Origin of the sequence: Deminuibacter soli, assembly GCF_003412455.1 — a bacterium.
Classification (GTDB): Bacteria; Bacteroidota; Bacteroidia; order Chitinophagales; family Chitinophagaceae; genus Deminuibacter; species Deminuibacter soli.
Genome location: NZ_QTJU01000001.1, coordinates 1,037,472 through 1,049,734, shown reverse-complemented (window position 1 = coordinate 1,049,734; position 12,263 = coordinate 1,037,472). Strand labels below are relative to the sequence as shown.

At 47.3% G+C, this 12,263-nt stretch carries 8 protein-coding genes; 1 reads left to right on the top strand and 7 read right to left on the bottom strand.

Annotation, left to right across the window (positions count from 1 at the left end):
* Nucleotides 1-22 precede the first annotated feature (22 nt).
* The 6 genes from purU to DXN05_RS04515 form a co-directional block, all read right to left on the bottom strand.
* On the bottom strand, nt 23-850 hold the full coding sequence (gene purU / locus DXN05_RS04540) for a formyltetrahydrofolate deformylase (protein WP_211329973.1): 828 nt from the start codon (nt 848-850) through the stop codon (nt 23-25).
* A 13-nt stretch (nt 851-863) separates the two neighbouring features.
* A complete protein-coding gene (locus tag DXN05_RS04535) occupies nt 864-1,364 on the bottom strand; it encodes an RNA polymerase sigma factor (RefSeq protein ID WP_116845998.1) in 501 nt (166 codons plus the stop codon).
* A gap of 150 nt (nt 1,365-1,514) precedes the next feature.
* Nucleotides 1,515-4,349, bottom strand: coding sequence for a DNA polymerase I (gene polA / locus DXN05_RS04530; protein WP_116845997.1), 2,835 nt, complete (start codon nt 4,347-4,349; stop codon nt 1,515-1,517).
* A gap of 141 nt (nt 4,350-4,490) precedes the next feature.
* The gene (locus DXN05_RS04525) at nt 4,491-5,804 is read right to left on the bottom strand and encodes an amidohydrolase family protein (RefSeq protein ID WP_116845996.1); all 1,314 of its coding nucleotides are present in this window, start codon (nt 5,802-5,804) and stop codon (nt 4,491-4,493) included.
* Nucleotides 5,805-5,833: 29 nt separating this feature from the next.
* Nucleotides 5,834-6,244: a four helix bundle protein gene (locus DXN05_RS04520; protein ID WP_116845995.1), complete on the bottom strand. Its 411-nt coding sequence runs from the start codon at nt 6,242-6,244 to the stop codon at nt 5,834-5,836.
* Nucleotides 6,245-6,310: 66 nt separating this feature from the next.
* Nucleotides 6,311-9,331, bottom strand: coding sequence for an amidohydrolase family protein (locus DXN05_RS04515; RefSeq protein ID WP_245975121.1), 3,021 nt, complete (start codon nt 9,329-9,331; stop codon nt 6,311-6,313).
* A gap of 191 nt (nt 9,332-9,522) precedes the next feature.
* Here DXN05_RS04515 and DXN05_RS04510 point away from each other — a divergent pair, with 191 nt between their 5' ends.
* Entirely contained in the window at nt 9,523-11,106 is a 1,584-nt protein-coding gene (locus DXN05_RS04510) for an N-acyl-D-amino-acid deacylase family protein (RefSeq protein ID WP_116846391.1), read from the top strand.
* Nucleotides 11,107-11,188: 82 nt separating this feature from the next.
* Here the strand turns inward: DXN05_RS04510 and DXN05_RS04505 are convergent, their stop codons facing one another.
* Complete coding sequence (locus DXN05_RS04505) at nt 11,189-12,244, bottom strand: LIC11966 family surface protein (RefSeq protein ID WP_116845994.1); 1,056 nt, start codon at nt 12,242-12,244, stop codon at nt 11,189-11,191.
* Nucleotides 12,245-12,263: the final 19 nt, after the last annotated feature.

Here is a 12,263-nt window from a genome sequence, read left to right as displayed (position 1 = left end):
AATCTCAATACTATCGCGGGTTTTACTCAAATACAATCGTTTTATTGTTGTGTACAAACACCCTGTCTGCCAGCAGCAGGGAAAGGGCCCTGGCCAGTACGGCTGTTTCAATTTCACGGCCTGCATGCACCATATCTTTCGCCGTGAAATTGTGGTTAACAGGTATAATCTGCTGTGCAATAATGGGGCCTTCATCCAGATCACTGGTTACATAGTGGGCTGTAGCGCCAATGAGTTTAACGCCACGGTCGAACGCCTGTTTGTAAGGACTTGCGCCGATAAACGCCGGTAAAAAGGAGTGGTGAATATTGATGATGCGCAGCGGGAAATGTGCTGTAAACGCAGGTGACAGAATACGCATGAACTTGGCCAGCACAATATAATCAAACTGGTACGCCAGCAGGGTTGTGAGCAGGTTTTGCTCAAACTGTTCCTTGCCAATACCATCATGCGGCACATGGTGAAAAGGAATGCCAAACCGCCCGCAGATATCACCCAGTAATGCATGGTTCCCGATTACACATTGTACCGAAGCGCCGAGTGTATTAAAATGGTGGCGCAATAAAATATCGCCCAGGCAATGATATTCTTTGGTTACCAGCACTGCAATGCGCTTTTGCGGAAGCGGGTTTACCTGTACAATGGCATCCGTAGGCAACACTTGTTGCAGTTGAGTGGTAATAATGTCTGCAGCAGCTTCGCCCGATAATTCCAGGCGGGAGAAAAACATACTGCTCCCAAGCTCTACATGCTCGCGCATCGATAAAATGTTCATGCCGTTGATGGCCATTACATTGGCAATGGCTGCAACCAGGCCAACACGGTCGGTACATTGAATAACTGCTACCATAAGCATGAATATACTACATACGGCCGGTATGTACGCGGCTAAAGCTAATGGCCGGAACCTTTGCCAGTTTTTTAAACTGCCTGTACTGCCTGGCGCCTGTAAAGGCTGCGTTGAAGCTGATGGCTGGCTGGGCAGCGCTCCACATTTGTTGCTTAATGGCCTTGGCGATAGCCCGTTTTTTAGGCTGCATGGTTTGCAGCAGTCTTATACGGTGCTGGTCATTCTGCTCCTCGAGGAACTGGTGCAGGTGACCGAAAATTACATTGTATACAAAGCCGGACGGTTTTTCTTCTTCCGCCAGCTGCTGGCGGTTGTTCCAGATAAAAAGAAATATTTCGATGGTAAGCGCCATAATGGTTGCCGCATTTTTACCCCCGGTTATTTGTGTGGCAAAGGCGAAAACGGTAAAGCAGTAACGGTCTACAAACGATTGAAAAGCCTCGCTGTCGCCGGCTGCAATGCAGCCAAAGAAGTCGTGAAAGGGCAGTGGATTGGCAGGTATGATCGTGGACATATGGTGAATGACGCTATCACTAAAAATAATAAAAACGGTGATAATGGAAAGTTATAATAATGTTAGGGGATGGCAGGGCCATAAATACATTGCCCGGTTACCGAACAAACCGTCGGTACCGGGCAATGTTATACTAAAGCCTTATTATAATTAATGCGCTTCGAGCCAGTTGATGCCAGAACCCAGTTCTGCTTCTACCGGCACCTCGTTGGGCAGGGGCAGGGCAATTTTCATGTTTTCGAGAATCAGCGGCTTCAGGGTGTCCAGTTCGCTTTGGTGCACATCAAACACCAGCTCATCGTGTACCTGCAGAATCATGCGGCTGCGCAGGTTTTCTTTTTTCATGGCTTCGTGAATGCGGATCATGGCCATTTTAATCATATCTGCGGCCGTACCCTGTATGGGTGAGTTAATGGCATTGCGTTCGGCAAAACCACGTACCGTGAAGTTGGCAGAATTGATGTCTTTCAGCCAGCGTTTGCGGCCCATCAGGGTTTGTACATAACCATGTTCCTTGGCAAAATTGATCATGTCATCCATGTACTTATTGATGCCGGAGAACTCTTTTTTATAGTTGTCGATAATGGTTTTGGCTTCTGTTCTGCTAATACCGAGGTTGTCGGCCAAACCAAATGCCCCCTGACCGTAAATGATACCGAAGTTTACGCTTTTGGCTTTGTAGCGCTGCTCTTTGGTTACTTCTTCTTCGGCAATGCCGTATACTTTGGCAGCTGTGGCGGTGTGAATGTCTTTGCCGAGTTTAAATGCCTCGCACATATTGGGGTCGCCGCTAATGGCTGCCACAATACGCAGTTCAATCTGCGAATAGTCGGCGCTAATGAGCAGGTGCTCGGCATCGCGCGGTACAAAGGCTTTGCGTATTTCACGGCCCCTGTCTGTACGGATGGGAATATTTTGCAGGTTGGGATTGTTGCTGCTTAAACGGCCGGTAACCGCTACTGCCTGCGCGTAAGAGGTATGCACGCGGCCGGTTTTACGGTTGATCATCTGGGGCAGCGCATCTACGTAGGTAGATTTAAGCTTGGTAAGCTCACGGAAGGTTAATATGTCCTCTACAATCGGGTTGTTGTTGCTGAGCTTCATCAGAACATCTTCCCCGGTTGCATACTGACCGGTCTTTGTTTTTTTAGCCTTGGGATCGAGCTGCAGTTTTTCAAACAATACTTCTCCGAGTTGTTTGGGGGAAGCCAGGTTAAATTTTACGCCAGCCTGCTCGTACACCCTGCTTTCGCAGGCAGCGGCATCTTTCTCCAGCTCGCGCGAATATTCCTGCAAAAAGTTGATGTCTACCCGTACGCCCTCGAACTCCATATCGGTAAGCACTTTCACCAGCGGGTTTTCTACTTTGCTAAACACATCGTCTACAGCCTTCAGTTTTAACTGCGGGTGCAGCGCATGTTTTAACTGCAACGTAATGTCAGCATCTTCGGCGGCATATTCTTTTACTTTTTCCACAGGCACGTCGCGCATGTTACCCTGCGACTTACCTTTTTTACCAATGAGCTCTTCAATATGCACAGGCTCGTACTGCAGGTATTGCGCGCTCAGCAAATCCATGCTGCGCCTGCCTTCCGGTTCAACTACATAATGTGCAAGCATGGTATCATAAATATTGCCTTTCAGTTCAACATTGTACCATTTCAGCACCAGCATATCGTATTTCACGTTCTGGCCAATCCACAGCACATCAGTTTTATTAAACAGCGGCGATAGCAGTTGAAGTATGGCTTTAGTGCGGTCCTGGCTGGCAGGGCAGGGAATATAATAAGCTACGCCCGGTTTGCAGGAGAAGCTCATGCCCACCAGCTCACAATCGTTGGCATCGAGGTTATTGGTTTCTGTATCGAAACAGATTTCCGGTTCGCTGAGCAGTTGTTTTACCAAGCCGATAATTTGTTCATCAGTTTCTACCAGTTCGTACTGGTGGGGGGTATTGTGAATGTTTTTATCAGCTGACAGACCGGTTACTTCCGAATCATCTTCAGCAGCAGCGGCAGGTGCTTTTTTTACGGTGTTTTGCAGGGTATCTACCACGTTACCGAATAAGTCGGTCTGCACGCCCTGTGGTGCAGTTTGAAAGGCATTGAATGAATCGCCGAGAATGCGTTTGCCGAGTGATTTGAACTCCAGCTCTGTAAACGATTCCTCCAGTTCGGGGCGGTTCCATTCTTTCAGTTTAAAGTCTTCTTCATGAAACTGCACCGGCACATCGGTAATGATGGTGGCCAGCTTTTTACTTATGGTGGCGGCCTCGATGCCGTTTCTTATTTTTTCACCCAATGAGCCCTTGATGCTGGCGGCATTGGCCAGCACATTTTCAAGCGTGTCGTATTCTTTAAGCAGTTTGGCTGCTGTTTTTTCTCCCACGCCTGCAATACCGGGAATATTATCCACCGCATCACCCATCAGGCCCAGAATATCCACCACCTGCTGTACGCGGGATATACCCCATTTGTCGCACACCTTCTGCGCATCGAGAATTTCTTCTTTGTTGCCCATGTATGGTGGTTTGTAAATAAATACATTGGGATGAATCAGCAGCTGGCCATAGTCTTTATCGGGCGTAACCATGTACACTTCGTAACCTGCATCAGCTGCCTGCCATGCCAGTGTGCCAATTACATCATCTGCTTCATAACCATCCAGTTCAACGCAGGGAATGTTGAAGCCCTTGATGATGCGCTGGATATCGGGAATAGATTCCAGCAGGTCTTCCGGTGCTTCCTGGCGGTTGGCCTTGTACTCGCTGAAGTCGGTATGGCGCTCGGTGGGCGCATGTGTATCAAAACACACGGCGAGGTGTGTGGGCTTTTCTTTATTGATCAGATCGTACAGTGTATTGGTAAAACCAAACTGCGCATTGGTGTTTTTTCCTTTTGATGTAATGCGGGGACTACGTATCAACGCATAGTAGGCACGGTATATAAGCGCCATGGCATCCAGCAAAAACAGTTTTTTACTCATATGGCGAAGGTAATAAATGACCGCGGAATTTGGGGCTGTGCTGAAGGATGGGCCTGCGGCAGGATAACCGGTTGCACAACAGTCAGAAAATAAAGAAGGCCCCGGGTGGGGCCTTCTGCGCTCAAATAGCACAAGAGAAATTTAGTTTAAACCATATTTGTATTTGTAGCGCTCATAGAGTTGTTTCTGCTTGTTATCGAGGCTTACATCGCGGCCCTGGATAAAGCATTTGGAAATAAGGCTGGATTTCATGTCGAGAATATCGCCTTCGCTGATCACGATATTGGCATCTTTACCCACTTCGAGCGAGCCGGTTTTATCGTCAACCCCCAGGATTTTTGCACTGTTTAGCGTAATGGCCTGCAGGGCTTCTTCCTTAGTTAAACCATAGGCTGCAGCGGTGCCGGCGTTGAATGGCAGGTTGCGGTAGCGGCTTTCATCGTGCGTATCATTCAGCGCAAAAAGTACCCCGGCATTTTTTAAGGTTGCAGGTGTTTTAAAGGGCTGATCAACATCATCGTCTTCAGCAGAAGGCAACGCATGCTGTTCGTTCAGGATAACGGCGATGTTGTTTTGTTTCAGCAGGTCGGCAATCTGGTAGCTTTCGCTGCCGCCAACAATCACCACATCCAAACCAAAATCTTTTACAAAATCAATAGCCACCATCATTTGTTTTACCTGGTCGGCATGTACAAACAATTTCTGCCTTTTATCAAACAAGCCTTTTACTGCCTCAAACTTCAGGTTTTCCTGTTTATGGCTGCTTTCTGCGAGGTAGGCTTTTGCCTGCTGAAAAAAGCTTTTCAGTTCCTGCACTTTTTCAAGCGCCTGTTTGGTAGCATCGGGTGCCTGTTCGCCGCGTATACCAAGGAAAGCTGCAAAACGGTTGGGGCGTGTAATAAATGTAGGCATGTTCAGGTGAATAGCCTGGTCTATTTTGTAGGATGCATCTTCCCAGTTCCATGCATCGAGTTGCACTACAGAAGAGGAACCGCTGATGCTGCCGCCCTGCGGTGTAACACCGGCCAGCAAAATACCATTGGCGCGTAAGGAACCGATGATTTTAGAATCGGTATTATAAGCCGCAATAGCGCGAACGCTGGGATTGATTTCACCCAGTTCTTCATAATCATTGCTGCCGCGAACGCCGTTGGCAATTTCTTTTAAGCCCAGATCTGTTACCGGCAATATCAGGCCGGGGTATACCTGTTTGCCTTTTGCATCAAATACTTTTACGTCTGCAGGAACCGGTACATTTTGTCCCACCTGTATGATTTTACCATTTTCCACGGCAATGGTTGCATTTTCCAGCACCTGGCCATTGCCAACGTGAACGGTACCATTGGTGATATACAGTCTGCCGGTGTAAGCTTTGGTAGGGTACACGTCGTCCTGTGCTTTTGTTGTAACAGCAAGCGCCAGGAATGCACTTAGTGTCACGATATATTTCTTCATGGTCTTTTTAGTTTAAATGTTCAACAGTTTCATTGTTCAATTTGGTCCCGGTGTTTATACTTGCTTCCCTTCAGCGCGGAATGATCAAGGTAGTCAATCAGCTTTTGAATAAGTACTGCAATTTCAATTGACTTATTATATAGCAAGGAAAATTCTTCTTTCTGAAAGTATTCCCTGTCTAGTGCACGATATAACTGCGACCTGAATTCTCCGCATGATCCTTTCGAGATATAGAGAAACTGCATAAATTCCCTGTTGCCACTTCGTTCGAAACCTTCTGCTATATTGTCCATGATTGAACCCGCAGCGCCTTCGAGTTGGTTGATTAACCTGAAATTGCTTTTAAAGCGGCCATCATCTATAAACTGACCTATCAGTTTTGTTAACTCTCTTGCCTTCTGCCAAGAGAGTATGTCCTCAAATTTTTTGATAGCGGCCATAGTGGTGTGTTTTAGCAACTGGAACTTTTGAACAATAGAACTTTTGAACTTAAAAAATACGATTTTTTAGTTAGTCGTGTTGTTCATTTCATCCCCCGCATCAACGGTGAACAGGCCGTCGTGGTGGTCGTGGTCGCCGCAGCTTAAGATTACCTGGAAGCTTGGGCGGGCGGGCGTTACAGCGCCACCGGCTTTTTTCTCGGCAAGCATTTTGTTTACCAGGCGGGTTCTTTCTGCAGTGATTTGTTTGCGCAGTTGCTGGTCGCGATCTATGTCGTAGTACACCGTACCGTCAACAATGGTTTTTTCTGCTTTTGCATAAATGCTCAGCGGATTGGCGCTCCACAAAACGAGGTCGGCATCTTTGCCTGTTTTGATGCTGCCAACTTTATCTTCCACGTGTAATGCTTTGGCAGGGTTGAGGGTTACCATTTTAAAGGCTTCCTCTTCTGTAAGTCCGCCGTACTTCACGCTTTTGGCTGCTTCCTGGTTAAGGCGGCGGGCCATTTCAGCATCATCTGAGTTGATACAAACATTCAAACCCATTTTAGTCATCAACGCAGCATTGTAAGGAATAGCATCGGTTACTTCCACTTTGTAAGCCCACCAATCAGAGAAGGTAGAAGCATTGGCGCCATGCACTTTCATTTTGTCGGCTACTTTATACCCTTCAAGAATATGCGTAAAAGTATTTACACGGAAACCATATTTTTCTGCAATGCGCATGGTCGCCGTGATTTCGCTTTGCACATAAGAGTGACAGGTAATAAAGCGTTTTTTATTCATGATTTCTACCAGGGCATCCAATTCCAGGTCGCGGCGTGTGGTAGGGTCTGCTGCCAGTGCTTTCTGGTAAGCAGTTGCGCGTTCAAACGCATCGTTCAACACCTGCTCAACACCCATGCGGGTATCGGGGAAGCGGTTGTTGTTTTGTGAAGTGGTGCGTTTAACGTTTTCGCCAAGTGCGAATTTGATGAATGGATCAGCGCCTTTGAATTTAAGACCATCATCATCCAGGCCCCAGCGCAGTTTGATGAGTTGCGTTTGTCCGCCGATGGTATTGGCAGAGCCATGGAGAATGTGTGAGCTGGTAACACCACCGCTTAACTGGCGGTAAATATTGATATCATCAGGGTTCAGGTTATCTGCAATGCGCACTTCAGCTGTTACGCTTTGTGCACCTTCGTTGATTGATGCGGCTGCAATATGCGAGTGTTCATCAATAATGCCGGGTGTTAAGTGCTTGCCTGTACCATCGATAATGCGCGCACCTGCTTCTGACAGGTTTTTACCTATAGCCGCGATTTTGCCATTTTTTACCAGCACATCCGTGCCTTCTATTTTGCCGTCTTTTTCGTTAGTCCAAACAGTGGCGTTTTTAATGAGGATGGTTTCCTGTTTGGGCAGTTCTTCCCAGCCATAACCATCAAACGGATATGTTACCTTGCCCAGCTTTACCGGCATTTTATGGCGGGCGCTGTCTTTTGTTTCGGCCAGTGCTTTTACAAATGCGGCGGTCCAGTACAGGTTGTTGCCTGCTGTGTCTACGCCATTACCCTGCCAGCTGCTGTCGCTGCTAACACCGCTGAGGCGTATGCTGCTGCGGCTTTTTTTGGTTTCGCCAAAGCTCAGTTTCACCAGTTTGCCATCGAAGCTGAATTTAGCAGGGATGGTATCTGTGCCGATGATGCTGGCGCTGTTTTCATTTTTTACATCGAGTGTATAGGTTTTGCTGCCTGCAGCACCTTTAACGGTAACACTGTATGTGCCTGTTACAGGGCTCCAGCCATCGTTTTTCACGTCGTATTTATCACCCTGCACCCAGTTTTGGAGGAAAGTGGTTTTTTCTGCGAAAACAGGTCCGGTAGTGATGATGAAGTTGGCGAGTTTGCCGGTTTCAATACTGCCTACCTTATCGTAAGCGCCAATTAAGGTAGCCGGTGTTTTGGTTAAAGCTTCGAGCGCTTTGCTTTCGCTGAGGCCGTATTCAATTGCCTTGCGCAGGTTGGCGATAAATTGTTTGGTGTCTTTTAAATCAGCGGCGGTGATGGTGAAAGGGATGCCTTCTTTCTCAAACAGGCCGGCTTCTGCGGGTGCCATTTCCCAGTTCTTCATGTCTGCCAGTGATACAGCGCGCGCATCATTGGGGTCTTCTACGTCCATCGCCTGTGGATAATTCAATGGAAGGATGAAAGTAGCTCCCGTGGCTTTCATTTCTTTGAGGCGCTGGTATTCGTTACCGCCTGCCTTTAAAATGTACTGCACGCCAAACTCGTCGCCAATTCTATCGGCCCGTAATGCTGCCCATTTGTCGTTGGCTTCAAAAATCTGCGGCAGGGTTTGTTCTTCATTCCAGTATTGCAGGGTAAGGTTTACACCTTCTGCGGTGGGGTTGCCCTTGTACCATTTGGCATCAAGATAGGTTTGACGCAGCAGGGCAATGCTTCCCATAACGCTGCTGGGATAGCTTTGCGTAGAAGTGCCTTTGCTGAAAGAGTAATGTGCGCTGGCTTTCTCTTTCAGGATAACCAGGTTTTCCTTTTCATTAGCCAAAGTAGCCAGCACACCTGTGCCGCGGGCAATGCCGTCTTTCTGGTGACTTAACACGGTGCCGAAACCTGCATCGCGCAGCGTTTTGGCTTTGTTGTCATCAACCGCGAAAATGCCGGATGCATCTACATCGGTATGCAGTGCCTGGTTCCAGCCATAGGCTCCTTTCTGGTTAGAGTTTAATTGTGCCGGGGCCCTGAAATCGAAGCCGCGTGCTTCGCGCTGGGGGGCCGTAATACCATAGTCGCTGTACAGGTCAACAAAAGAAGGGTAGATGTACTTGCTTTTGCAATTAATTACCACAGCATCTTTGGGAATGCTTACATCATTGCCCACACTTACAATTTTGCCTTTCCTGATTACCAGGGTCGCATCCTGCAGGGTGGTTTTAATGTCTTTTACAATGGTTGCATGGGTAAACGCGTAACACTGTTCTCTTTTGTCAGCCACGCCGTTGACAGGAAAGGTCTCCTGTGCCGACAGCCTGCTCAGCAGGGTACAACCTGCCAGGAGCAATGTCCATTTTTTCATGTGCATAGTAGATTGTTTTCTCAATTAGTAGTCTCGCTTTAAAGCTACTCGATTTTACTTTTTCTTCCGGGGATTGCTACCGAATCATTTAGTTGGATAGCCGAAATAAACCCATTTTGCAGCTTGTATTGCATTTCCGGTACTGTATTAAAAGAATACAGGTATGTTTTTGTACTTTTCAAGTGAATACTGCATACATGAGAAAAATTTTTGCATTGTTGCTGCTGGCCGCGCCGGTGACACTTGGCGCACAGGTACAGGCGGATATACTGATACAACATGGCCGTATTATTGACGGCTCGGGCAACCCGTGGTTTTATGGAGACATTGCCATAAAAGATGGAAAAATAATAGCCATAGGCCAGGTAATGATGCAGGCGGCCCAGGTAATAGATGCACATAACCATATAGTGGCACCCGGGTTTATTGATGTGCATACCCATATTGAAGACGATGAGGTAAAACAACCGACGGCAGATAACTTTATCAACGATGGCGTTACCACCGTGATTACCGGCAACTGTGGCGCTTCGCGTGTGCAAATGGATAAATATTTTCATTTTCTCGATTCACTGCACCTTTCGGTAAATGTAGCCAGCCTTATCGGGCACAACGATGTGCGCGAAGCGGTGCTGGGCAATGCCAACCGCGACCCCAGCGAAGCGGAAATGCTGGAGATGGAGCACCTGGTGGCCAAAGCCATGGAGGCAGGTGCAGTGGGTTTATCAACCGGGCTTATTTATACACCAGGTACGTATTCAAAAACACCGGAGGTGGTGCGCCTGGCTAAAATAGCTGCATTGTACCACGGTGTGTATGCCTCGCACATTCGCGATGAGGGTGACAGTGTGGTGCAGGCCATTGAAGAAGCCATCAACATAAGCAAGGTGGCTGGTTTGCCGGTAGAGATTTCACATTTTAAAGTAAGTGGTCAGCAAAACTGGGGACGGAGTAAGGAAACGTTGCCACTGGTGATCAATGCCCGCAAGGCAGGGGTTGATGTAACCATTGATCAATATCCTTACACAGCCAGCAGTACTTCGCTGGGTACCCTGCTGCCTGAATGGGCGCTGGCAGATAACCAGGATTCCATTAACGCGCGCATCAATAACCCGGTTGTCAGGGAACGCATTATTGCTGCCATGCTGCAAAAGCTGCGCAAGCGTTCGCTGAAACATTTCAGTTATGCAGTGGTGGCGAGCTTTAGTGCAGACAGTAGTTTCAACGGCAAAAGCATTGAAGCCATTAACCTGCAGCTGAACCGAAAACACAAGGCATCGGCCGAAGCAGAGACTGTACTGGACATGATGAAAAAGGGTGGAGCGGGGATGGTGTTTCACGGCATGAGTGAGGCAGATGTGAAATACATTATGCAATACCCTTTCAATATGTTTGCCTCTGATGCCAGTATTCGCGTGTTTGGCAAAGGCGTGCCGCATCCCAGGGGCTATGGCACCAATGCCAGGGTGCTGGGTAAATATGTGCGGGAAGAAAAAGTGCTGACGTTAGAAGAAGCAGTGCGCAGAATGACTTCCCTGCCTGCACAAAAATTTCAGCTTAAAAACCGTGGTTTGCTGCGCGAAGGTTTTGCCGCTGATATCGTGATTTTTGATGAAACCACAGTAACAGATAAAAGCAGTTTTGAACAACCACACCAGTACTCTACCGGGTTTGACTATGTGCTGGTAAACGGGAAAATTACTGCCGTAGCCGGCAAAGGCAATGGCAGCCGCAACGGGTTGGTACTGCGCAAACAAAATGTAGCACCTGCACAATTATAAACAGGCTATTTCGCCCTGCGGAAGCAAAACGGCCACGCAACATTGTTGCCTGGCCGTTTTAATTTACAGTAGTAAAACCGGATTACGATTTGTAATGCGGCATATGTGTATCTACAAAACTGCGTTCTGTTTGCTCCCAGCCCTGTGTGGCTTGTGTGCGGTTGGCATTCATGTCGGCAGTTACCTTATTAAAGGCGCTGGCGGCGCTGTTCATTTCGTTTACACTTTTGTTATAGGTGTCAACATCGTCTTTGGTACGCGTAGCTTTTGATTCAAACGATTTCTTTGTCTTCTCAAAGTTGTCCTGCTTTAAATAAAAATCGAGCATCTTCGGAAAGTCTTTTTCCGCTTCGTTTTTATAGAATGTCAATGATTGTTTGCAGGCGGCTGACAGGCTTGCATCACCTTCAAAACTTTTAAGACTGTCCAGCGCTGAGAGACCGGCTGTTGCAAAGTTGCTTAAGGCATTGCGTGATTGCTCAATGTTGTTAAGGTTCTTTTTATTGATGGCTTCTATAATCTGCGCTTCCTGCCAGTTGCATTTAAAAAAGCAGAGAAATACCTGATTGCGGTAGTGGTTCAACTTATCGGCAGCGCCCATTTTCTCGCTCAGCTCGTTTGTTGTTTCAATCAGCTGCACATTGTATTTAGTGGCAAAACGTTGTATGGCAAAATGCATACTGTCTGATGCCTGCTGTACTTTTTCATTGGTTTTTTCCTGCAACAGAATATAGGCTTCCATCGCATCGTACGATTGCTCGGCTATTTCTTCCATGTTTACGATGTGGGCATAGTCATCATTAAACACTTTGTAACAAAGCTGCACATAGTCAATGGCACTTTTGCGCAGCGAGTTATCGCCTTTGTAAATGGGCAGTTCGGAGATTTTGTATTTTGAATTGATGATGCTTTCAATGGTTTGCTGCCGCAGCTTTTCAATTTTCTTTGCACGCCTGCTGTGTGCCGCAGCACTGATATAACTCATGTAAGTGCGGTTCATGTTTTCGAGGGCGTTGCTGATGGCTGTCATGTAACTGCCCGGGTTATCGGTTTGGGCAAAGAGCAGCGAAGGGGTAAAGATGAGCAGCAGTGGCACCAATGCTTTTTTGCAAAACATGGGTAGCCTTTTGGTTTTCATATATCGCATGGTTGAATTA

Coding starts and splice junctions, on each gene's coding strand:
- DXN05_RS04520 (WP_116845995.1), bottom strand. CDS start 6,244: ATGGCCGCTATCAAAAAATTTGAGGACATACTCTCTTGGCAGAAGGCA.
- DXN05_RS04515 (WP_245975121.1), bottom strand. CDS start 9,331: ATGCACATGAAAAAATGGACATTGCTCCTGGCAGGTTGTACCCTGCTG.
- purU (WP_211329973.1), bottom strand. CDS start 850: ATGGTAGCAGTTATTCAATGTACCGACCGTGTTGGCCTGGTTGCAGCC.
- DXN05_RS04510 (WP_116846391.1), top strand. CDS start 9,523: ATGAGAAAAATTTTTGCATTGTTGCTGCTGGCCGCGCCGGTGACACTT.
- DXN05_RS04505 (WP_116845994.1), bottom strand. CDS start 12,244: ATGAAAACCAAAAGGCTACCCATGTTTTGCAAAAAAGCATTGGTGCCA.
- polA (WP_116845997.1), bottom strand. CDS start 4,349: ATGAGTAAAAAACTGTTTTTGCTGGATGCCATGGCGCTTATATACCGT.
- DXN05_RS04525 (WP_116845996.1), bottom strand. CDS start 5,804: ATGAAGAAATATATCGTGACACTAAGTGCATTCCTGGCGCTTGCTGTT.
- DXN05_RS04535 (WP_116845998.1), bottom strand. CDS start 1,364: ATGTCCACGATCATACCTGCCAATCCACTGCCCTTTCACGACTTCTTT.